The organism is Nonomuraea sp. NPDC048916 (assembly GCF_040649575.1).
Classification (GTDB): domain Bacteria; phylum Actinomycetota; class Actinomycetes; order Streptosporangiales; family Streptosporangiaceae; genus Nonomuraea.
The window spans coordinates 143,756-164,626 of the sequence record NZ_JBEZFS010000007.1; the positions used below are offsets into that span (position 1 = coordinate 143,756).

Annotated in this window: 18 protein-coding genes; 7 read left to right on the forward strand and 11 right to left on the reverse strand. The window is 71.1% G+C overall.

Features of this window, described 5'->3' with window-relative positions:
* The first annotated feature begins 1 nt into the window (after nt 1).
* Nucleotides 2-994: an LLM class flavin-dependent oxidoreductase gene (locus AB0C16_RS09240; protein ID WP_357680623.1), complete on the forward strand. Its 993-nt coding sequence runs from the start codon at nt 2-4 to the stop codon at nt 992-994.
* A gap of 37 nt (nt 995-1,031) precedes the next feature.
* Here AB0C16_RS09240 and AB0C16_RS09245 read toward each other — a convergent pair whose 3' ends face one another.
* Nucleotides 1,032-1,418 (reverse strand): SCO5389 family protein, encoded by a 387-nt coding sequence (locus AB0C16_RS09245; RefSeq protein WP_357680625.1) that lies wholly within the window; start codon nt 1,416-1,418, stop codon nt 1,032-1,034.
* 86 nt (nt 1,419-1,504) lie between these two features.
* Nucleotides 1,505-2,434: an ATP-binding protein gene (locus AB0C16_RS09250; RefSeq protein ID WP_357680803.1), complete on the reverse strand. Its 930-nt coding sequence runs from the start codon at nt 2,432-2,434 to the stop codon at nt 1,505-1,507.
* 68 nt (nt 2,435-2,502) lie between these two features.
* Between AB0C16_RS09250 and AB0C16_RS09255 the strand changes: the two genes are divergently transcribed.
* On the forward strand, nt 2,503-2,982 hold the full coding sequence (locus AB0C16_RS09255; RefSeq protein ID WP_357680627.1) for a tetratricopeptide repeat protein: 480 nt from the start codon (nt 2,503-2,505) through the stop codon (nt 2,980-2,982).
* A gap of 7 nt (nt 2,983-2,989) precedes the next feature.
* Here the strand turns inward: AB0C16_RS09255 and AB0C16_RS09260 are convergent, their stop codons facing one another.
* Nucleotides 2,990-4,354: an LCP family protein gene (locus AB0C16_RS09260; protein WP_357680629.1), complete on the reverse strand. Its 1,365-nt coding sequence runs from the start codon at nt 4,352-4,354 to the stop codon at nt 2,990-2,992.
* Nucleotides 4,355-4,481: 127 nt separating this feature from the next.
* On the opposite strand from AB0C16_RS09260, the gene AB0C16_RS09265 reads away from it, so the two are divergent.
* Genes AB0C16_RS09265 through AB0C16_RS09275 form a run of 3 tightly spaced genes read left to right on the forward strand, consistent with a single transcriptional unit; the run spans nt 4,482 to nt 7,681 of the window.
* Nucleotides 4,482-5,195 (forward strand): class I SAM-dependent methyltransferase, encoded by a 714-nt coding sequence (locus tag AB0C16_RS09265; RefSeq protein WP_357680631.1) that lies wholly within the window; start codon nt 4,482-4,484, stop codon nt 5,193-5,195.
* 37 nt (nt 5,196-5,232) lie between these two features.
* Entirely contained in the window at nt 5,233-6,657 is a 1,425-nt protein-coding gene (locus tag AB0C16_RS09270; RefSeq protein ID WP_357680633.1) for an MFS transporter, read from the forward strand.
* 43 nt (nt 6,658-6,700) lie between these two features.
* Nucleotides 6,701-7,681, forward strand: a complete 981-nt coding sequence (locus tag AB0C16_RS09275; protein ID WP_357680635.1) for a serine hydrolase domain-containing protein — start codon at nt 6,701-6,703, stop codon at nt 7,679-7,681.
* 160 nt (nt 7,682-7,841) lie between these two features.
* On the opposite strand, the gene AB0C16_RS09280 is transcribed toward AB0C16_RS09275, so the two are convergent.
* Nucleotides 7,842-8,711 (reverse strand): LysR substrate-binding domain-containing protein, encoded by an 870-nt coding sequence (locus AB0C16_RS09280; RefSeq protein WP_357680637.1) that lies wholly within the window; start codon nt 8,709-8,711, stop codon nt 7,842-7,844.
* A 71-nt stretch (nt 8,712-8,782) separates the two neighbouring features.
* Between AB0C16_RS09280 and dapA the strand changes: the two genes are divergently transcribed.
* On the forward strand, nt 8,783-9,661 hold the full coding sequence (dapA, locus tag AB0C16_RS09285) for a 4-hydroxy-tetrahydrodipicolinate synthase (protein WP_357680639.1): 879 nt from the start codon (nt 8,783-8,785) through the stop codon (nt 9,659-9,661).
* Between the two features lie 38 nt (nt 9,662-9,699).
* On the opposite strand, the gene AB0C16_RS09290 is transcribed toward dapA, so the two are convergent.
* The 3 genes from AB0C16_RS09290 to AB0C16_RS09300 form a co-directional block, all read right to left on the reverse strand.
* Entirely contained in the window at nt 9,700-14,622 is a 4,923-nt protein-coding gene (locus AB0C16_RS09290; protein ID WP_357680805.1) for a DNA repair ATPase, read from the reverse strand.
* Nucleotides 14,623-14,713: 91 nt separating this feature from the next.
* Complete coding sequence (locus AB0C16_RS09295; RefSeq protein WP_357680641.1) at nt 14,714-16,810, reverse strand: flotillin family protein; 2,097 nt, start codon at nt 16,808-16,810, stop codon at nt 14,714-14,716.
* Nucleotides 16,810-17,364: a hypothetical protein gene (locus tag AB0C16_RS09300; RefSeq protein WP_357680643.1), complete on the reverse strand. Its 555-nt coding sequence runs from the start codon at nt 17,362-17,364 to the stop codon at nt 16,810-16,812. The genes AB0C16_RS09295 and AB0C16_RS09300 overlap by 1 nt, the downstream gene beginning before the upstream one ends.
* Nucleotides 17,365-17,543: 179 nt before the next feature.
* Here AB0C16_RS09300 and AB0C16_RS09305 point away from each other — a divergent pair, with 179 nt between their 5' ends.
* Nucleotides 17,544-18,455, forward strand: coding sequence for an NADP-dependent oxidoreductase (locus AB0C16_RS09305; protein ID WP_357680645.1), 912 nt, complete (start codon nt 17,544-17,546; stop codon nt 18,453-18,455).
* A gap of 202 nt (nt 18,456-18,657) precedes the next feature.
* Here AB0C16_RS09305 and AB0C16_RS09310 read toward each other — a convergent pair whose 3' ends face one another.
* From AB0C16_RS09310 to AB0C16_RS09325, 4 genes are read right to left on the reverse strand one after another with little or no spacing between them, the layout of a single operon-like run.
* Nucleotides 18,658-19,032 carry a BTAD domain-containing putative transcriptional regulator gene (locus AB0C16_RS09310; protein WP_357680647.1) on the reverse strand — a complete coding sequence of 125 codons (375 nt, stop codon included), beginning with the start codon at nt 19,030-19,032 and terminating at the stop codon, nt 18,658-18,660.
* Between the two features lie 28 nt (nt 19,033-19,060).
* Nucleotides 19,061-19,939 (reverse strand): 1,4-dihydroxy-2-naphthoyl-CoA synthase, encoded by an 879-nt coding sequence (locus AB0C16_RS09315; RefSeq protein ID WP_357680648.1) that lies wholly within the window; start codon nt 19,937-19,939, stop codon nt 19,061-19,063.
* 10 nt (nt 19,940-19,949) lie between these two features.
* Nucleotides 19,950-20,462 carry a PadR family transcriptional regulator gene (locus AB0C16_RS09320; RefSeq protein ID WP_357680650.1) on the reverse strand — a complete coding sequence of 171 codons (513 nt, stop codon included), beginning with the start codon at nt 20,460-20,462 and terminating at the stop codon, nt 19,950-19,952.
* Between the two features lie 60 nt (nt 20,463-20,522).
* Nucleotides 20,523-20,855: a metalloregulator ArsR/SmtB family transcription factor gene (locus AB0C16_RS09325; protein WP_357680651.1), complete on the reverse strand. Its 333-nt coding sequence runs from the start codon at nt 20,853-20,855 to the stop codon at nt 20,523-20,525.
* Nucleotides 20,856-20,871: the final 16 nt, after the last annotated feature.

The following is a 20,871-nucleotide window of genomic DNA, read 5'->3' on the forward strand; positions in this document are numbered from 1 at the left end:
CATGCGCATCGGGATCTTCCTCGTCGTGGCGCAGTTCCCCGGGCAGCGGCCCGAGCGGGTGCTGGCCGACGCCGTCGAGCTGATCGTGGCGGCCGAGGAGGCCGGGTTCCACGACGTCTGGATCGCCGAGCACCACTTCATGACCTATGGCGTCTGCCCGTCGGCGGCGACCCTGGCCGCCGTGGCCATCGGCCGGACGAGCCGCATCGGCCTCGGGACCGCGGTGAGCGTGCTGTCCACGCAGCACCCGGTGGCTCTGGCCGAGCAGGCGGCCATGCTGCACCACCTGTCGGGCGGCCGGTTCAAGCTGGGGATCGGCCGGGGCGGGCCGTGGGTGGACCTGGAGGTGTTCGGCACCGGTCTCGACCGGTTCGAGCGGGGGTTCGGGGAGTCGCTCGACGTGCTGGTGCGGGCCCTGGCCGGGGAGCCGGTGTCGGCGGACGGGGAGTTCTTCCGGTTTCGCGAGGTTTCGCTGGTGCCCGCGGCCCGGATGCGTCCGGTCGTGGCCTGCACGTCGGCGCCGACCCTGGAGCTGGCCGCGGACCACGGGCTGCCGATGCTGCTGGGGATGCACGTGGACGATCGGGAGAAGGCCGCCGCGGTGGCCGCGTACGAGGCGCGCAGAGGGGAGCGGGAGACCGGGCATGTGGCGGCGGCGGTCGGGCACGTGGCCGACTCCACCCGCGAGGCCGTGCGGGAGCTGAAGGAGGCGATGCCCCGCTGGCTGGAGCCCGGGCTGGCGGGCTATGTGACGGTGGACGGCCGGGCCAGGGCGCCCCGCGACATCGATGAGTACGTGGACTTCCTGACCCGGGTCCACCCGGTCGGGTCGGCGGACCGGTGCGTGGAGACGATCCTGCGCACCGCCGAGACGACCGGGGTGGAGCACCTCGTCCTCATGGTCGAAGGGCTCGGCGATCACCGGCGCACCCTGGCGAACATCCGCCGGCTGGGCGCCGAGGTGCTGCCCGAGGTGCTGCGCCGACGGCGGTGAACCGGGGCGGGACCCGGCCCACCAGCCGTTGCCCGGATCAGCAGTCGACCAGCTCCGGCTTCTGGTTGAGGATCTGGGCTCTCGGGGTGACGAACTCGCGCAGGGCCTCGGCCGCCGCGGGGTCGAAGACCGCGACCCGGTGGCAGTTCTGGAAGGCCAGCCGTACCCCGAAGTGGTGTTCGAGGGCGCCGCGCATCGCGTCGCTGGCCAGGCAGCGCAGGAGCTGGCCGCGTGCCTCCTCCGAAGGCGGTGGCACCTGGTTGTCGGCGAACTCGGCGCCGGACTGATCGCGTTGCTGGACCAGCTCGTTGATCACCGACCACGCGTAGGGCAGGGAGTCGCGGACGCAGGCGACGAACGCCGCGTCGTCGATCTCGCCGGCTCTCGCCTGGTCGAGCAGATCGTTCGGAACGGTCAGCGACATGCTGTCTCCTCTCAAAAGGGGATCAAACTGACGCTATGTGGCGTCGGCATAACGCTCCAGATGGCTGGAGGGGAACAGTCGTGTGGTCAGGGGCCGTAGACGAACTCGGAGTCGATCTGGTCGGCGAGGTCGAAACCGGCCCTGGCGTTGGCCCACGCGCGGGCGTTGCGCAGGTGGAACTCCTCCGTCTGGTGGCCGAACCTGACCCAGTCCTTCTCCTGCGCGTCCAGCTGCTTGAGCAGCATGGCCAGCACGTCGACGTTGGCGGGCTCGAGGCGGTCGAGCGTGAACGGGTGGCCCTGCTCCATGGCCCGCACGCCGGCGGAGTGCTCCATCCAGGTGAGGAGGTCGTCTCCCACCTGGGAACGCAGGAAGTCGACGTCGGACGGGCCGTGCACTTTGTTGCCGACCACCGCGAGCCGCACGTCGAAGTCGGCGGCGTAGTCACGATACTGGCGGTAGACGCTCACGCCCTGCAGGGTGGGTTCGGCGATGAGGAAGGTGAGGTCGAAGCGGGTGAACAGGCCGGAGGCGAAGGAGTCGGCACCGGCGGTCATGTCCACCACCACGTATTCGCCGGGACCGTCGACCAGGTGGTTGAGCAGCAGCTCCACCGCGCCGACCTTGGAGTGGTAGCACGCCACGCCCAGGTCGTCCTCGGTGAACGGCCCGGTGGCCATGAGCCGGGCGCCCTCGGGCGTGGTGACCGCGAACTCGCTGCCCGCCAGGTCGTCGAAGTCGAGCAGCCGGGAGGCGCGGCCCGGCGGAGTGGTCTTGACCATGGCCTCGGCCGAGGGGATGCGCGGGTTGTCGCCGCGCAGGCGGTCTTTGATCTCGGTCAGGTGCGCGCCCAGCGGCTCGGGTGGCGGGTCGACGCCGAGCACCAGGGCGAGGTGCTGGTTGATGTCGGCGTCGATGGCGACCACGGGGGCGCCCTGGCTCGTCACGTATCTCGTGAACAGCGCCGACATCGTGGTCTTGCCGCTGCCGCCCTTGCCGACGAACGCCACCCTCACGTCCACGCTCCAGTGATTATGAAAACCGTTGTCATTATGTCGGTGGCCCATCATGCCACACTGGGCACATGGGTGACGCGGAATTGGCGCATGCCGTGCGGCTGCGCGAGGAGGGCGACCGCGAGGCGGCCCGTGAGCTGCTCCTGGAGCTTTCCCGGCGGCATCCGGACGACCCCGAGGTGGCCTACCAGACGGCGTGGGTGCACGACGCGCTCGGCCTGGAGTCCGAGGCGGTGCCGTTCTACGAGCGTGCGCTGGCTGGAGAGGGGCTGGCCGCCGGCGACCGGCTCGGCGCCTTCACCGGGCTCGGCAGCACGCTGCGGGTGCTGGGGCGCTTCGGCGAGGCGCTGGCGGTCTTCGAGCGGGGTCTGGCGGAGTTTCCCGACGACCCGGGGCTCCGGGTGTTCAAGGCCATGGCGCTCTACAACTCCGGCCAGGCCCGCGAGGCGGTCGGCACGCTACTCAAGGTGCTGGCCGCCGCCGAACAGGTCGGCGGCTACCGCCGGGCCGTCGAATACTACGCCGACCACCTGGACGAGACGGTCTGAGCGGCGCTCAGGCGCAGGTCGCGTCGAGGGCGATGGGAGAGGCGGGACCCCTGTTCTGCCGGGCCTGCGCGCCGGGCTGGTGCCCGGCCCGCCTGGCGAGGGCCTCGGTGACCGTGTTCCTGATCAGGTGCCAGTCTGGGGCGGCGGTGTTGATCAGCGGCGGCACGAAGCTCACGCTCCTGATCCGGGCGTCCTTCACCTCGGCCGCGAGCTCGATCACCGGGGGCAGCAGCGTCTGCGGGAGGTCGGTGGAGATGGCCCGCTTGGTGGCCGAGGCCAACTCCTCGAAGCTGTTGAGCACGGTGATCGGGTCGGCCTGCTTGGCCACGGCGTTGAGCAGGCACTTCTGCCGGCCCATGCGCACGTAGTCGTCGCTGTCGGTGCGCGAACGGCCATACCAGAGGGCTTCCTCGCCGGACAGCCTGCGGGTGCCGGCGGCCAGCAGTCCCTCGCGGTACTTGCCGTACACGATGGGCTCCTTGATGGTGACCTTGACGCCGCCCATCGCGTCGATGATCTCCGCGAAGCCCTTCATGTCGACCATCGCGTAGTAGTCCACCGGGATGCCGAGAATGTCGCTGATCGTCCGCTTGAGAAGTATCGGACCGCGATGTCCCTTCCGGGCGCCGGGCACCATCTCCGGGTGGTCCTCGGCGTACTGGAAGATCTCGTTGAGCAGGCCGGGCGTGTTCGGTCCGTCGCCGGTGAAGCCGTAGGGGAAGCGCTGTCTGGCCGGGCCCTCGGGCAGGCGCACCTGCTCCAGGTTGCGCGGCAGGCCGAACAGGGTGGTGGCTCCGGTCGCGGTGTCCACGCTGGCCACGGTCATGCTGTCGGTACGCACTCCGGGCCGGTTCGGCGCGGCGTCGGCGCCGATGAGCAGGAAGGTGATCCGCTGGGCGCCGTTCCACGGGTCCTGCGCCAGGATCGGGGAGGCGTTGCCCGCGAACAGGGTGCTGACCACCTCCCGCGACAGGTACGCGAGCCGGGCGGCGTAGGCGGCCGGGGCCAGGATGAGGGCGCAGAGAGCGGCGGCCACCACCGTGGTCAGGGCGCGGCCGGCGGTGTTCCCGCGAGGAGGCCGGACGAGGACGAAGGACCAGATGATCACCAGGGACCAGGCGAACGCGATCGCGCCCAGCGTGAGCGTGAGGACGGTGAGCCAGCCCGGCTGCACCGCCAGCGACAGCAGTCTGGCGCCGAACCCGGTGACCGCGGTGATGGCGACGGCCAGCACCAGCACGTACGCCGCCATGAGCGCGAGGCCGGTCCGGCGACGTTCGGCGGCCAGGTGGGCCACGCCCCACAGGAGGGCCGAGCCCACGATCAGCGCGATGCCGGCGATGGGGCCGAAGTTGTTTTCTCTGCCTGTCATCCCTGGTCAACTCCCCGAATTCACGCAGATCACAGTCAGGCTAGGCAGGAGTTCCGGCGGATATGGCAGACGAAGGGGAAGTGTCGTGTCAATTCCCGGCCAAGCATGATTGAGATATAACGTGACTGTGAGACGAGGAAGCTACGGATTCGACGCGCCCTGGGCGCTCGCAGGTCTGGTCTTCGGCGCCCTCATGTTGCTCGCTCTCAGCCTGGCCTCGTTCGCCTTCGACGTTCCGGCCGCCGGCGTGGCGTTCCTGCTGGGCGCGCTCTACACGCTGGCCAGCGCGGCCAGCTACTTCTACACGACGCGACACGGCAAGTTCGCCGTGTGGGCGGCGGAGCTCGACCGGCTCCAGGGCGACGAGCGGCTGCTCGACCTCGGCTGCGGGCGGGGCGCGGTGCTGCTGCTCGCCGCCAAGCGGCTGCCCGCGGGCCGGGCCGCCGGCGTCGACCTGTGGCGTTCCGCCGACCAGTCGGGCAACGACGAGAGCGTCACCAAGGCCAACGCCGAGGCCGAAGGCGTGTCGGTCGAGCTGTCCACGGGCGACCTGCGTGCGCTGCCGTTCGAGGACGACTCCTTCGACGTGGTGGTGTCCGCCCTGGCCATCCACAACATCTCCGACGCCGGGGGGCGGGAGCAGGCCGTGCGTGAGGCGCACCGCGTGCTGCGCCCGGGCGGCCTGATGCTGATCGCCGACTTCCAGCACACGCCCGGCTACGAGGTCACCCTGCGCGAGCTCGGCGTGGTCGACGTGCGCAGGCGCGATTTGGGCTGGCGATACTGGTACGGCGGCCCCTGGTTCAGGACCTGGATGGTGGAGGCCCGCAGACCCCGGTGACGTTTGTCATCCGCCGTCCGGGTACCCCGTGGTCTTCATGAGCGAGGTGGAGATCGGCACCGTCACGACGAAGGTGCCGGCGCGGCTGGACCGGCTGCCGTGGTCGCGCTGGCACTGGATGATCGTCATCGGGCTCGGCACCGTCTGGATCCTCGACGGACTCGAAGTCACCATCGTCGGCAACCTGTCGGCGCAGCTCGCCAAGCCGGGCAGCGGCCTGGACATCACCCAGGCCCAGGTCGCCGGCATGGCCGCGGCCCTCTACGTGGCCGGAGCGTGCTCGGGGGCGCTGTTCTTCGGCTGGCTGACCGACAGGTTCGGCCGCAAGAGGCTGTTCATCATCACGCTGCTCGTCTACCTGGTCGCGACGCTGATGACCGCGCTGTCGTTCAGCGCCTGGTGGTTCTTCCTGTTCAGGTTCCTCACCGGGTTCGGCATCGGCGGCGAGTACGCGGCCATCAACTCGGCCATCGACGAGCTGATCCCCAGCCGGCACCGCGGCAGGATCGACATCCTGATCAACGGCAGCTACTGGCTCGGCGCGGCCGGTGGCGCCCTGTTGACGGTCCCGCTGCTGAACGATCTGCCCCTCAACATCGGCTGGCGCGTCGCCTTCGGCCTGGGCGTGGTGCTGGGCCTGGGCATCCTGCTCGTCCGGCGGCACGTGCCGGAGAGTCCGCGCTGGCTGTTCATCCACGGCCGGGACGAGGAGGCCGAGCAGATCGTCAGCGGCATCGAGGAGCAGATCGACGGCGACCTGCCGGAGCCGCGCGGCTCGATGACCATCCACCAGCGCAAGTCGATCGGCTTCGTCCGCATCGCGCACACGATGGTCGCGCTCTACCCCAAGCGCACGATCCTGGGCCTGTCGCTCTTCATCGGGCAGGCGTTCCTGTACAACGCGATCACCTTCGGCTACGCGCAGATCCTGTCCACGTTCTTCGACATCGACACCTACACCGGCTACTACTTCGCGGTCATCGCCATCGGCAACTTCCTCGGCCCGCTGCTGCTCGGCCCCCTGTTCGACACGGTCGGCCGGGTGCCGATGATCTCGGCCACCTACATCGGCTCGGGAGTGCTGCTGCTCGGCACGGCCTGGCTGTTCGGTCAGGGCATGCTCACCGCCGTCACGCTGACCGCGTGCTGGTGCGCCGTGCTCTTCGTCGCCTCGGCCGGGGCCAGCTCCGCCTACCTGACCGTCAGCGAGATCTTCCCGATGGAGACCCGGGCCATGGCCATCGCGTTCTTCTTCGCGATCGGCACCGGGGCGGGCGGCATCGCCGGTCCGCTGATCTTCTCCGGGCTGGTCTCGACCGGTGTTCCCGGCGACACGGCGCTGGCGTTCTCGATCGGCGCCCTGCTCATGATCGCGGCCGGGCTGGTCGAGCTCTTCCTCGGCGTCAAGGCCGAACGCAAGGGCCTGGAGGAGATCGCCGCCCCCCTCACCTCGGCCGGGTAGAGCCGGGGGCCCGCCTGTTGACGCTCGCGGTGGTGAGACGATCATGACCGGTGAGGACAGGGAGGCCGGAATGACGATGGCGGATCGGGTCGACAAGGTGCTGGACGAGGGTGCGGCTCCGGCTCTGCACGGGCTCGTCGTCGTCCGGGGCGGCCGGGTGGTGCTCGAACGCTACGGCGCCGGAGATGACCACCATCTCAACCGGCCGCTCGGCCACGTCACCTTCGAGCCCGACACCCTGCACGACGTCCGCTCGGTGACGAAGAGCGTGGTCGCGCTCCTGTACGGCATCGCGCTGGCCGATGGGCTGGTGCCCGAACCCGGGGAGAGCCTGTTACGGCAGTTCCCCGAATATCCGGACCTGGTCGCGGACCCCGTACGGGCCCGCCTCACCGTCGAGCACGCGCTGACGATGACCCTCGGGCTGGAGTGGGACGAGAGCGTCCCCTACACCAGCACCGCCAACAGCGAGATCGCCATGGAGGCGGCGCCCGACCGGCACCGCTACGTGCTGGAACGTCCCATCGTCGAGGAGCCCGGCAGGCGGTGGCTGTACTGCGGCGGCGCCGCGGCCCTGATCGGCCGGCTCGTCGCCGTCGGCACGGGCAGGCCGCTCGCGGAGTTCGCGCGGACCGCGCTGTTCGAGCCGCTCGGCATCGGGTCGTACGCGTGGGCGAAGGGCGCCGACGGGGTGGAGATGGCCGCGGCGGGCCTGCGACTGACGCCGCGCGCCCTGGCCGCGATCGGCGCGCTGGTGCTCGACGGTGGGCGCGGCATCGTGCCGGGCGACTGGCTCGCCGAGCTGACCCGGCCCCGGGTGCCCATCGACGACCGGCGGCGGTACGGCTACCAGTGGTACGTGGGCACCGGCTCGCCCCGCTGGATCGCCGCGCACGGAAACGGCGGCCAGCGGGTGTACGTGGCGCCCGAGCGTGACCTGGTCGTGGCCGTGACGGCCGGCGATTACGGCGACCCGGCCCAGCCCAGCACCACCGCCGTGCTCGACGAACTGCTCAAGGAGTGACCGTCCGCCTCCGGGCGCGGGTGCCCGGACTCCGCGCCCGCTGGCGGCACCTCCGTCGCGTCAACGCGGACGGATGTCGGCGGTCAGGCGACGGTGGCCAGGGTGGGGATCGGGGGCCGGCGGCGGTGGTCGGTGGTGGTCGGTGGTGGTCGGTGGTGGGTCAGGGGGTGGTTTCGGTCAGGGCGGTGTGGAAGGCGGCGACGGCCGCTCGGACCGCCGGGTGGTCGCCGTACCCTCTGCGGAAGGCCGCCAGGGTGCGGCGGCTCAGGGGCAGCTCGGTCAGGGTGACGCCGGGCGGCGGGGAGAGGGCGGCGAGGCGGGGCACGAGCGCGACTCCGTGGCCGGCGGCGGCGAAGGCGAGCACGGTGTCGAAGTCGTCGACGTGGTGGCGGACGCGCGGCTCGAAGCCGGCCGCCTGGCAGGCCCGGATGGCCATGGTGTGGCAGAGCGTGCCGGGTTTGTTGGTGATCCACGGGTCGTCGCGGGCCGCGCCGAGCGAGGGCCGGTCGGTCAGGTACATGGGCTCGCTGAACAGGGGCTCGGTCTCCATCGACGGGTCGGTGACCGGAGGGACGAAGTCGTACTCGTGCACGAGCGCGATGTCCAGCTCGCCCGCGCGGAGCGCGGCGGAGACGTCGGCGGGGTCGATCTCCGAGACCATCGGCTCCAGGGCCGGATGCGCGCGCGACAGGGCGGCGAGGGCGGAGGGCAGCAGCACGCGGGCCGCCGTGGGGAACGCGCCGATCCGCAGCGGCCCCGACGGCCCGCCGCGCACCGCGGCGAGCGCGGCCGACGCGCGTTCGAGCTGTTCGAGCACGGCCTGGGCGTGCTCCACCAGCAGGTGACCGGCGGGCGTCAGCGTGACGGTGCGGCCGGTGCGCTCCAGGAGTGGCACACCCGCCTCCCGCTCCAGGGCGCTGAGCTGCTGCGACACCGCGGACGGCGTGAACATCACGGCCTCGGCGACGGCGGCGATCGTGCCGCGCCGGGCGAGTTCGCGGAGCAGGTGGAGCTTGCGAGGGTCGAGCATCAGTCCAGCTTAAGCTCGACCGAAGGAATCCGCGCTGGACCTAACGAGTGCTCCCACGTCACGCTCGAAGCATGCTGAGAGGAATTCACGTACCCCTGGTCACCCCGTTCGCCGCTACCGGCGAGGTCGCGTTCGACGCGATCGAGAAGCTGGCCGGGCAGGTGCTCGACGAAGGCGCCTCCGGGGTGGTCGCGCTGGGCACCACCGGGGAGGTCGCGGCGCTGACGCCGGACGAGCGGGCCCGGGTGATCGAGGTGTGCGCCCGGATCTGCGGGGAGCGCGGGGTGCCGCTGACCGTGGGGCTCACCGGCAACGACACGCGTTCGACGGCGGAGGCGCTCAAGGCCCTGCCGCAGGGGGTCGCCGCCGCGCTGGTGACGGTGCCGTACTTCCTGCGGCCGTCGGAGCGGGGTGTCGTGGCGCACTTCGAGGCGCTGGCCGAGGGGACGCCGGTGCCGCTGATGATCTATCACATTCCCTACCGGACCGGGCAGGCGGTGAGCGCGGCCACGCTGCGACGGCTGGGCGGGCACCCGATGATCGCGGGGGTGAAGTACGCGACGGGCGGGATCGATCAGGACGCGGTCGACCTGCTGGGCGACCTGCCCGAGGGGTTCGCGGTGCTGGGCGGGGACGACGCGTTCATCTCACCACTGCTCGCGCTGGGCGCCTCCGGCGGGATCCTGGCCTCGGCGCACCTGGCCACCGGCCGGTTCGCCGAGCTGGTCGACGCCTGGCACGCGGGCGACGCGGCCCGGGCCCGGGAGCTGGGGCACCGGCTGGCCAGGGTGTCGGCGGCGCTGTTCGCCGAGCCGAACCCGACCGTGATCAAGGGTGTCCTGCACGCCCGGGGGCTGATCCCGACCCCGGACGTGCGGCTGCCGCTGCTGCCCGCCAGCGAGCGGGCCGTGTCACAGGCCGACCTGGCCGCGGTACGCCCTGGCCGGTGACTCCTGGCCGACACGTCCCGCGCCTCGGCCCGCGACGCCTAGGTCTCCCTGATGGCGGAGCCGACTTCGCGGACCTGGTCGGCGAGCAGGCCGATGGCGCCGACCGCTCTGGTCATCGGGTCGTCCTCGGCGCCGCCCAGGGCCTTGGAGCGCAGGTAGGCGGCCTTGAGGGCCGACCAGCGGGCGGCCTGCTCGGGGGTCAGGCGGCCACGCAGCTCGGCGAGCTTGAGCAGGTTGGACTCGGCGTCCGCGGTCAGGGTCTGCGCCTCGCCCAGGTAGTGGTCGTCGATCACCGCCTCCAGCTCCTCGTCGTTCATCGCGGGGACGATGCGTTCGGCCAGCTTGTTCATGTTCCGGTACGAGCCCTGCAGCCGGTACGGCGGCTCGGTGCGGGCCGCGTCGGACTGGCCGGCCGAGGCGATGTAGGCCTGGTTGTTGGCCAGCACGACCTCCTGGACGCGCACCAGCTTGCGCAGCACGCCGAGCACCTGGTCCAGCTCGGTCCTGGCGAAGGGGTGCTCCAGCTGGTCCGGCTTGACCGTCTGGTCGCCCTTCGCCAGCCGTACCAGGAGCTCGACGTCGGTGCGGGAGCGGGCGGACAGGGGCGCGAGGACGGGATTGGAGGTCAGGGCGTTGTCGATGTAGCTCAGCGCGAACAGCTCGTCCCGGCCCGAGAGGACGTCGCCCAGGTTCCACACGTCGGCGCGGTTGGCCAGCATGTCGGGGATGCGGAAGCGGCGGCCGGACTCGGTGTAGGGGTTGCCCGCCATGCACACCGCGAACCTCTTGCCGCGCAGGTCGTAGGTGCGGGTGCGGCCGTTCCAGACGCCCTCGATGCGGCGCTGGGCGTCGCACAGGGAGATGAACTTCTGCAGCAGCTCGGGTGAGGTGTGCTGGATGTCGTCGAGATACAGCAGGGTGTTGTTGCCGGTCTCCAGCGCGAACGAGATCTTCTCGACCTCCTGCCGGGCCGTCGCGTCCGGCGCCTCGGCGGGGTCCAGCGAGGTCACCGCGTGGCCCAGCGCCGGGCCGTTGACCTTGACGAAGACCAGGCCGAGGCGGCTGGCGACGTACTCCATCAGCGTCGTCTTGCCGTAGCCGGGCGGTGAGATGAGCAGCAGCAGGCCCATCTGGTCGGTGCGCCTGCCGTCGCCGGCCGCGCCCAGCTGCTTGGCCAGGTTGTCGCCGATCAGCGGCAGGTACACCTCGTCGAGCAGCCGGTTGCGCACGAACGCGCTCATGACCTTCGGCTTGTACTCCTCCAGCCGGAGCCGCGCCCGTTCGGCGTCGACCAGGCGGTTACGGCGCCGCTGGTAGTCCCGGTACGCCGGGACCCGCTCGGTGCGGAAGCGGCGGGTACGGGCGAGGAGCTCGTCCAGGCGCAGCTCCAGCTTGCGGTCGGCGATGCGGGGGTGGGTGCCGAGCAGCCCGTCCACGGTGTCGGCCACGGTGGCGCTGGAGTCGTGCCGCGGCAGGTCGCAGAGTTGCACGGCGAGCGCCTCGGGCAGCTCCGGGCCGTGGTCGTAGGCGCTCAGCCAGGACTGGGCGAGCTGGACGCGTTCCTTGAGCGGCACCGACCTGAGGTCGTCCTCGAACTCTCGGACCCTGGCCGGGCCGAGGGTCTGGCGGAACCGGTCGAGCAGGGTCCGCGCGGCCTTGCTCGTGACGAAGCCGGCGGGACTCGCCGCCAGCTCCTCGACCAGGTACTCGCCGGCCAGCGCCGCCGTGCCCGCTGTCGTGTTCGCCGTCGTGCTTGCTGTGGCGCCCGCCGGTGTGCCCGACGGCGTGCCTGCCGGTGTGCCGGGTTCGGTGGGGAAGGAGCCTGGTGCGAGGCCCAGTTCGGTGAGGAAGGCGCCGATGAGCGTGCCGAGCTCGCCCGCCAGGGCGGCGACGGCGGCGGAGCCGAAGACGGTGCGGGCTCTGATCAGCGACGCCGCCCGGGTGGTGAATGTTGCACGTGAAACCTCGTCCACGCCGAAGGTCCAGAAGAGCTGGGCCGCGGCCCGGGCGTCCGGCGGGTAGCGGAGCAGCCCGGCTCCGTCGCTCAGGCGGACGAGCGTGTCGAGGATGGCGGCGGCGTCGTGGTCGTGGATGCCCCGCTCGTAGCCCTCGTCGTAGCGTTCCCCGGCCGCCTTCCGCGCCAGATCACCCAGGGGGGCGCCCGGTGTGACCCGCTCCAGGAGGGAGGCCGCGAGGTGCTCGGCCCGGTAGACGTCAGGGGTCTCCGAGACGAGCAACTGGTCCCAGAAGGGGCGGGTGTCGGCGAAGGAGTCGGGCACGGGCGCGCGGTAGTCGGTGCCCGTGATGGCGAACCGCATCTCGACCGGCTCACCGTCGCGGCCGGCGTGCGGCACCAGCGTGAGGTCGATGGGCTGGGTGTTGACCGCGAAGCGGTGCCGCCCGAGCCGGATCGTCTCGCCGCCGTCGCTGAAGAGGTCGAGCCGGTCCCGCAGGGCGCGCCCGGCCTCCTGGCGCGCGGCCTTGAGCCGTCCTTCCAGCTCCTCGGCCCGTACGGCGTCGCCGAGCCCGCGCAGCTCGGCGGCCACCGAGCGGAGCTTGGCCGGCATGGGATCGGCGGCGAAGTAGGTGTTGACCTCGTCCAGGGAGCCGAGCGACGAGAGCCGCCGGGTGACGCTCGCCAGGATGCGCTCGGCGGAGGCGAAGATCCGGTCGGCGCGGCGGGCGAGCGCGTCGAGCTGTGTCTGCTTGCGCGCCGAGAACGCCTCGTAGAGGTCGTCCCGCTTGCCCGCGAGCTGGGCGGCGAAGTCGTCGAACTCGCCGAAGCGTGACTCCAGGTTCTCCACCTGGAGCATCAGCCGGCCGAGCTGCTCGTCGCACTTGTCCGGAGTGTCGGCGACCGCGAGCGCGCCGGTGATGGCCTGCCCGAGCAGCGCGAACTCGGCGGCGAACGCCGCGCGTCCCTCCGCGCCGAGCAGCTCGCGCCGGCGCCCGTCGAGCATGGCCCGCGCCCGGTTGATCCCGCCGAGCACCTCGGCGATCTGGCCCAGGATGGCGGTGCGGACCGTGGCGTCGGCGATCTCCAGCGAGCCGACGACCTCGGTGACCACCTCCAGCCCCTCGGACTGCGCCGCCAGGCGGTCGGACAGGGGAGCGGCCTCGGCCGCCGTGGCGATGGCGGCGGCCTGGGTGGCCAGCTGTTCCACGGCCGCGTGGTAGCCGGTGAACGCCTCGGGGCCCTCCAGGAAGCCGACGGCCCGCCCGCCGGCCGAGACCAGCTCCTCGGCCAGGTCGGCGTTGAGCCTGTCGAGGCGGGCCAGGTCGACGTAGCGGACCTCGCGCAGCGTCACCAGGTGGCCCTGCGCCCTGCGCAGCGTGGCCAGCAGCGTCACCCAGGCGTCGGCGGTCGCCGGTGACTCGGCCCTGGCCTGCCGTACCAGCTGGGTGATCTCGTCCGTCGCGGTGGCCAGCAGGTGCTCGGCCTGGCGGGTGAGCTCCTCGACGTGCTCGTACTCGTCGAGGACCTGCTCGGCGGTGGCGCGGACGCCGGCGAGCGGGTCGCGCAGGGCGTGCTCGCCGAGCCAGTGGTAGTGGTCGAAGGCGCGCGTGCAGGCGGCGATCAGCGCCTCGAAGGTGGCGGCCGACGGCGCCATCTCCTCGACCATCCGCGCGACGGACAGGCAGTCGGAGATGCCGCGCACCAGCTCGGCGTTGCCGATGCGCTCCAGCGGGCCGGTGCCGGCGGGCTGCGCGGCGGCGTAGGTGTCGGAGACGTACGGCGTCTGCCAGATCTGCATCGGGTGGACCCGGGTGGGCTCCTCGGAGATGGCCCGGAAGACCACCATCGTGCCGTCGTCGAACACCGAGTAGCCGTGGCAGACGATGGGGTTGGCCACCTCCTTCCTGATCACGTTGTACGGCAGCAGCAGCGAGCGGCCGTCGCCTCTGGCGTGGAAGACGTACAGCACGTCCTCGCCGTTGGGTGAGCGGACCACGCGCTCGAACTCGAGGTCGGTCACGTCCGTGTCGAACGTCTTGCTGACGCCGGTGTCCAGGTAGTAGCCGCCGGGGAAGATCAGGCCTTGGTCCTCGGGCAGTCGCTGGCAGGCCTGGCCGAGCCCGTCGAGCCTGGTCACGGCCTTGGTGCGGGTGTTGAAGACCAGGTGGCGCCAGTCGGTCTCCTTGTACGGCCGGATCCGCAGCAGGATCAGCGGGCCGATCGCGGCGTGCTCGACGTCGGCGTCGGCCAGGCTCTGCAGGCGTTCGGTGACGGGCTCGGAGTAGATACCCTGGCCGGTCTCGGTGTTGTTCTCGATCTTGATGGTGAGGTCGCCGCCGATCGTCTCGACGAACACCTCGTTCTTGATCGAGATGTGGGGGTGGCGGCCCAGCACGTGGTCGTCGCGGGTGGTGGGGGTCCACTCGAAGTCGTGGGAGGGCGGGAAGACGTGGTCGCGCTCACCGCGATTGTCCTGATATTTCGAGACACCTTGGGGGCTGACCGTCCACCGGAGGACCCTCGTGTCCGTCGGCCCGGTCTGGAAGACGGCCAGCAGCTTGCCCTCGACGCGCCTGAGCTGCTTGAGCCTGGACTCCTTGTAGTAGCGGTACAGCTCGGCGAAGTCCTTGCCGAAGGCAGGGTCCTCCAGCGCCGGCAGCCGCTCGGCGTCGAACCTGAACGCGTCGCCGTCCCTGGTGAAGCGGTGCACGGAGAAGACGTCGGCGACCGTGGTCTCGGGCTTCAGGCCGATGAAGACGTTGTAGCCGAAGAGCATGACGTCGCCCAGGGAGACGATGTCCCTGGGGACGCAGTTGTTCTCCGTACGGATGCGCTCGGTGCCGAGCAGGCGCAGCTCGGCACCGCCGAACACCTCCAGGCGCCGGGCGTTGACCGCCTCGGCGGCCCGGGCGAGGGCCTTGGCCTGGGCTTCCAGCCGGGTCCTCAGCACCTCGTAGGTCCCGGCCGAGAGCTCCGGCGTGCCGGGGCCGGGGTCCCCGGGCACGCTTCCCGCCGCGTCCTGCGGGATTCGCGCGCTCAAGCCGGCCCCCGGGACCCGGCGCCGTCCGGGCGGACCGCGTGGCGAGCGGTCATCGTCACGCCCTGGCCGCGGTGAGCTCGGCCACCGGGGAGTCCGCCACTCCGAGGCGGCGGGCCGTCTCCAGCAGCTCCCCGAACGCGACCGAGTCCGGGCCGCCGCTCTGGATGAGCCGCATGAGCAGCGCCGACACGGTCAGGTTCTTCAGGTCCTCCGTGCGCAACCCGCCGACCACGCTCGCCAGGTCGGACGCCAGGCTCGCCGTCCCGTTGAGGTACGGCGCCGCCAGCGCGCCGGCGACCTCCGAATGCTCCATGAACCCGTCCACCGCCTTGCCCGCCGTGATCGAGCCCACCACCTTGTCGAAGAACATGGTGTCGCCGCCCACGATGTCGATGTTGGCCTTGGCCAGGCCGGCCGCCAGCACGCTGGCCTGCGACTCCGCGACCTGCCGGGTGACGTCGATCTGCCGGAGCCGGACCTCGGTGTCGGCCTCCAGCCGCAGGCGGTACTCCTCGTGCGCCCGGCTCGCCTCGTCCAGCGCGGCCATCGCGGCGGCCTTCTCGGTCAGACCCTCGGCCTCGGCCTTGAGCTTCTCGCCCACCGCCGCCGCCGAGGCCAGCGCCATCGCCTGCTCGCCCTCCGCCCGGGCCTTGAGGCGGTCTCCGTCGACCAGGGCCATCGCCCTGGCGCCCTCGGCCTCGGCGCGCAGCTTCTCGCTCAGCGCCAGCGCCTCGGCGCGGCCGACCTTCTCGATCGCCTCCGCGTCGCGCTCCCGCACCTGGACCTCGGCCAGCCCGGCCGCCGCCGACTCGGCCTGCACGCCCTCGGCCAGCCGGATCTTGGCCCGTGTGTCCAGCTCGGCGGCCTGCTGCCTGGCCTCGGCGAGCACCAGCTCCTCGCGGGCCCTGAACTTGGACGCCGCCTCGGCCGCCTCGGCCGCCTTGATGTCCTTGACCAGGTTCTCCTGGGCCTCGGCCTCAGCCGCGATGATCACGGTCTGGCGGACCCGCTCGGCCTCCTCGACCGCGCGCAGCCGCTTGATGCTCTCCTCCTGCTCGGCCACCGTCCGGTCGACGGCGATGCGCTCGCGCACGACCTCGGCGATCGACCGCTTCTCGGTCTCGACCTCCTTGTCCTTGGCGATGCGCGACAGCTCGGTCTCGCGCTCACGGGCGATGACCTCGAGCAGGCGGTCCTTCTCGATGCGCTCGGTCTCGATGGCGATCACGCGCTCGCGGTTCTTCTCCGCGACGGCCACCTCGCGGGCCCGGTTCTCGTGCTGGACGCCGAGCTGCTCGTCGGTCTTGATGTTGGCGGACTGCGCCTTCAGCCGCTCCTCGGCCTGCACGCGGGCGGTCTCCGCCTCCTCGCGGGCCTTCATGGTCTCGATCTCGCGCTTCTGCTTGATCTCGGCGTCGGCCTGGCGGCGCTGCAGCTCCAGGATGGCCTCGCGGGCGTCGACGTTCTGGCGGGTGATCTCCTTCTCTTCGCTGCGCTGGAACTCGTTGGTGCGGACGTGCTCGATCGCGGTCAGCTCGGTGATCTTGCGGATGCCCTGGGCGTCCAGGATGTTGCTCTTGTCCAGCGCGTGGAGCGAGGTCTGCTCCAGGTAGTCGATGGCCGCGTCCTCGAGGCTGTAGCCGTTGAGGTCGGTGCCGATCAGCCGGATGATCTGGTCGCGGAACTCGTCACGCTTGGTGTAGAGGTCGACGAAGTCGAGCTGCTTGCCCGCGGTCTTGAGCGCCTCGGAGAACTTCGCGCTGAACAACTCCTGGAGCGTCGTCTCGTCACTCGCCCGTACGGTGCCGATGGCCTGGGCCACCTTGATCACATCCTCGGCGGTCTTGTTGACCCGTACGAAGAAGGTGATCTTGATGTCGGCCCGGATGTTGTCACGGCAGATCAGCCCCTCGCGGCCGGTCCGCTCGATCTCGATGGTCTTGACCGAGATGTCCATGATCTCGGCCCGGTGGACGACCGGGAGCACGATGGCGCCGGTGAACGTCACGTCGACCTTGTTGACCTTGGAAATGATCAGCGCCTTGCCCTGCTCGACCTTGCGGAAAAGGCGGCTGATGAAGATGAGCAGACCTATGACGACGACGAGGACGACTGCCAGGAATACGCCGAGACCGGTCGAGATGACATCCATCAGAGCTCCTTTTCGTAGGGCATGACCCAGAAGAATTCGCCGTCCGCGTCGTAGTCGAAGATCAGGGCGTCGTCGCCGCGGGCGAGCCTGTCCTGGCCGGTCGTCCGCACCTGAACGACGGCCGAGGAGCCGTCGGAGGCGGTGACCTCGGCCTGGCCGAAGTCGGAGGTCGCCTCGCCGGTGCGGATCACGCACATCTGGCCGACGAAGTCGCCGCGGGAGTGCACGCGCGGTTCGGGGACGAGCCGCCGCAGCGGGGCCAGCGCGGCGCGGACGCACACCCACGCGCCGGCCGCCGCGACGACCGGCACGACCGTCAGCGCGGGACCGCTCACCAGTTGGCCGCCGATCAGGCTGAGCAGCCAGGCCAGGGCGACCAGCAGCGAGACCGTGATCCCGGCGGGCGCCCCGCCCAGCCCCAGCCAGGCGGCGTCGGCCTCGTCGAGGTCGAAGAGCCCGGTGACGACGATGACCCAGTAGCCGATGACCACGACGAGCAGGAAGCTGAAAATGACAGTCGGAAAACTCAGCACGACGTCCAAGAACTCGCTCATCAGGCCCCTGTTTGCCCCGTTGTTGCCCCGTCCCCGTAAGCCCTAACGGACTATATCTAGGTAAAGGCGGAGTAAAGGAAAAAAGTTCCCAAACCGTGAATTGCGGCGTCGGGCCCACCCTGGACCGTTGACCTCGACCATGGTTGAGGTAGCACCCTGGCTCCATGAGGGAAAAAACCATGAGAGCTGCGGCCTTCGCCCTTTTCGGCGGGCCCGAGGTGCTCCAGGTGATGGAGCTGCCCGCGCCGGAGGCGGGGCCGGGGCAGGTTCGGGTGCGGGTCAGGGCCGCCGGAGTGCAGCCGTACGACGCGGCGGTGCGCGCGGGCTGGACCCCGCCCGGCGTCACCGGCGACCTGCCGCGCGTTCCGGGCAACGAGTTCGCGGGCGTGGTGGACCAGGTCGGGGAGGGCGTCACCGAGGTGTCGGCCGGTGACGAGGTGCTCGGCTTCTCACAGCTCAACGCCTACGCCGAGTACATCGTGGTCCCCGCCTCCGACGTGGCGGCCAAGCCGGACCGGGTGCCCTGGGAGGTGGCGGGCGCGCTGACCGCCGCCGTGCAGACGGCCGAGCTGGCGCTCGACGGGCTGGCGGTGGCCGGCGGCGACACGCTGCTCATCCACGGCGCGGCCGGCGCGGTGGGCACGGCGGCGGTGCAGATCGCGGTCGGCCGCGGCGCCACCGTGATCGGCACCGCCCGCGAGGAGAACCACGTCCACCTGCGCGACCTCGGCGCCGTCCCGGTCGTCTACGGCGACGGGCTGACGGAACGGGTGCGCGCGCTCGCCCCCGGCGGCGTGGACGCGGCGCTCGACGGCGCCGGCGGGATGGCGGTGGACGTCTCGCTGGAGCTGGTCAAGGATCGCGGGCGCATCATCACGCTGGTCGAGCACGCCAAGGCCGCCGGTCTCGGCATCCGCGTGGTCCAGGGCGAGCGGTCGGCGGAGCGCCTCGGCCGCTACGCGCGCCTGTACGCCGAGGGCCTGCTGAAATTCCCGATCCGCCGGACGTACCGGCTGGACCAGGCGGCCGAGGCGCACCGGGAGATCGAGACCGGCCACGGCCGGGGCAAGATCGCCCTCATCGTGGACTGAACCATCGAGGCGCCGGTCGGCGCGATGAAGCGGTCACCGGGCCAGGCGGCTCCGCTCCACGATGCGTGGAGCCGCCTTGCCGGCCCGCGATCGACGCGAGGTCCGTGACGCGCGCCTTCGGGCTGGAGCGTCGGGAAGACCCTGCCGGGGAGCCGGGTGTCGGCCTGCCGCGCGAGGACCAACCAGGCGCCGAGCGCACGGGTCACGGCCGCGTGTATCTCGTGCGGCGAGGCGTCGGCGCGGTCGCGGGCGTGCAGGCTCTCCTCGTAGGGGTGGGCGCGGGCATCTCGCGCAGGGCGGCCACCACCTCCGCGTGCCTCCCGAGGACCAGTTCGGTCTCCACCCAGCGGTCGTAGACGGTGAGCCGGAGCCGTTCCAGCCGTGACGCCTCCTTCGCGATCGGCTCGCAGTCGACGAACTCCGCGAACGCCCGGTCCCCGCCAGAGATCCAGCGCGCGCCCCACTGCTCCAGGTGGTGCCGGGCCGGCGCAGGCAGCCCGGCCGACCAGGCCCGTCCGGCCTCGCCGTTCCACTTCACCGAGGACTCGGTCAGGGCCTTCGGCACCGTGATCCGCATGGCCTCACGCCGCACGCGACGCCGCAGGTCAGTAGTGCCAGGGGTACGGTGACCAGTCGGGCTCGCGCTTCTCCAGGAACGAGTCGCGCCCCTCGGCCGCCTCGTCGGTCATGTAGGCGAGCCGGGTCGCCTCGCCGGCGAGGACCTGCTGCCCCACCAGCCCGTCGTCGATCATGTTGAAGGAGAACTTCAGCATGCGCTGGGAGGTGGGCGACTTGCCGTTGATCTTGCGGCCCCACTCCAGGGCCGTGGCCTCCAGCTCGGCATGCGGCACCACGGCGTTGACCATGCCCATCCGGTGGGCGTCGGCGGCAGAGTAGGTGTCGCCCAGGAAGAAGATCTCGCGGGCGAACTTCTGCCCCACCTGGCGCGCCAGGTAGGCGGAGCCGAAGCCGCCGTCGAAGCTGGCCACGTCGGCGTCGGTCTGCTTGAAGCGGGCGTGCTCCTCGCTGGCCAGGGTCAGGTCGGCTACCACGTGCAGGCTGTGCCCGCCGCCCGCGGCCCAGCCGGGCACCACGCAGATCACGATCTTGGGCATGAACCGGATCAGCCGCTGCACCTCGAGGATGTGCAGCCGCCCGGTCGAGACGGTGCCGTCGGAGTATTGGTAGCCGTCCTTGCCCCTGATGCGCTGGTCGCCGCCGGAGCAGAAGGCCCAGCCGCCGTCCTTGGGCGAGGGGCCGTTGCCGGTGAGCAGCACGCACCCGACGTCGGTGGTCTGCCTGGCGTGGTCGAGCGCCCGGTAGAGCTCGTCGACGGTCTGCGGGCGGAAGGCGTTGCGCACCTCGGGACGGTTGAAGGCGATGCGGACGGTGCCCTGGTCGACGGCCCGGTGGTAGGTGATGTCGGTGAAGTCGAATCCCTCGACAGCCTGCCACGCTTTGGGATCGAACAGTTCGGAGACCATGTCCCCGAGCCTAACGGATCTGCTTTTCGGCCCATTCGGCCCACTCCCGCTGCGCCTGGCCCAGGCGCAGGCCGTAGTCCAGCGCGATCCTGCCGTACACCGACAGGTCGTCCTGGCCTTTCTCCACGAGGTCGCGGATGCCCTCCATGCGCTCCAGCTGCCCGGTCGCGAACTCACCCTGGCGGCGCAGGTAGTCGCGGGCCTGCCCGGGGTCGATCTGGCCGAGGAAGAACACGCGGAGCAGCATGTCGCTGCGCATCACCCTGGCGGGCTCGACGTCGGTCATCCAGTGACGGAGCTCGGCCAGCCCTTCGCCGGTGATGGAGTATTCCTTGCGTCCGCGCGGGCCCTCGGCCGACACGCTCACCAGCCCGGCCTCGGCCAGCCTGCCCAGCTCGGCGTAGAGCTGGCTCTGCGTGGCCGGCCACACGTTGGACAGCGAGACGTCGAACACCTTCAGCAGGTCGTAGCCGCTCGCGGGCCCCTTGGTCAGCAGCCCGAGGACGGCGTGTCTCAAACTCATATTCCTATTTTGACATATCCAAGCCGCACCTTCTAACGTAGACATGTCTCGTTTGGAGCATTAGGTGACCTCGGCCCGCAGCTCCGCCAGCAGCTCGCCCTGGTCGGCCAGCATGTCGGTGAGGATGCGCCGGGCCGCGCCGAGCAGGTCGGCCAGCTCGGGGGTGGCCAGTGTGTAGACGACGGTGCTGCCTTCGCGGATGGCGCTCACGATCCCGGCTCTGCGCAGGACCGCCAGCTGCTGGGAGAGGCTCGAAGCCTCGATGTCGATCTGAGTCAGAAGGTCCCGGACGGGAAGCGGGCCTTCCTGGAGTAGCTCCAACACTCGGATGCGAGCGGGGTGGCCGAGAGTTCGGAAGAAATCAGCCTTGGCCTGATAGACCTCCACGTGCATACTGCCCAGACTAATC

Coding starts and splice junctions, on each gene's coding strand:
- AB0C16_RS09310 (WP_357680647.1), bottom strand. CDS start 19,032: ATGCGGATCACGGTGCCGAAGGCCCTGACCGAGTCCTCGGTGAAGTGG.
- AB0C16_RS09245 (WP_357680625.1), bottom strand. CDS start 1,418: ATGTCGCTGACCGTTCCGAACGATCTGCTCGACCAGGCGAGAGCCGGC.
- AB0C16_RS09325 (WP_357680651.1), bottom strand. CDS start 20,855: ATGCACGTGGAGGTCTATCAGGCCAAGGCTGATTTCTTCCGAACTCTC.
- dapA (WP_357680639.1), top strand. CDS start 8,783: ATGCTGAGAGGAATTCACGTACCCCTGGTCACCCCGTTCGCCGCTACC.
- AB0C16_RS09305 (WP_357680645.1), top strand. CDS start 17,544: ATGAGAGCTGCGGCCTTCGCCCTTTTCGGCGGGCCCGAGGTGCTCCAG.
- AB0C16_RS09320 (WP_357680650.1), bottom strand. CDS start 20,462: ATGAGTTTGAGACACGCCGTCCTCGGGCTGCTGACCAAGGGGCCCGCG.
- AB0C16_RS09240 (WP_357680623.1), top strand. CDS start 2: ATGCGCATCGGGATCTTCCTCGTCGTGGCGCAGTTCCCCGGGCAGCGG.
- AB0C16_RS09295 (WP_357680641.1), bottom strand. CDS start 16,810: ATGGATGTCATCTCGACCGGTCTCGGCGTATTCCTGGCAGTCGTCCTC.
- AB0C16_RS09270 (WP_357680633.1), top strand. CDS start 5,233: ATGAGCGAGGTGGAGATCGGCACCGTCACGACGAAGGTGCCGGCGCGG.
- AB0C16_RS09260 (WP_357680629.1), bottom strand. CDS start 4,354: ATGACAGGCAGAGAAAACAACTTCGGCCCCATCGCCGGCATCGCGCTG.
- AB0C16_RS09280 (WP_357680637.1), bottom strand. CDS start 8,711: ATGCTCGACCCTCGCAAGCTCCACCTGCTCCGCGAACTCGCCCGGCGC.
- AB0C16_RS09315 (WP_357680648.1), bottom strand. CDS start 19,939: ATGGTCTCCGAACTGTTCGATCCCAAAGCGTGGCAGGCTGTCGAGGGA.
- AB0C16_RS09300 (WP_357680643.1), bottom strand. CDS start 17,364: ATGAGCGAGTTCTTGGACGTCGTGCTGAGTTTTCCGACTGTCATTTTC.
- AB0C16_RS09275 (WP_357680635.1), top strand. CDS start 6,701: ATGACCGGTGAGGACAGGGAGGCCGGAATGACGATGGCGGATCGGGTC.
- AB0C16_RS09255 (WP_357680627.1), top strand. CDS start 2,503: ATGGGTGACGCGGAATTGGCGCATGCCGTGCGGCTGCGCGAGGAGGGC.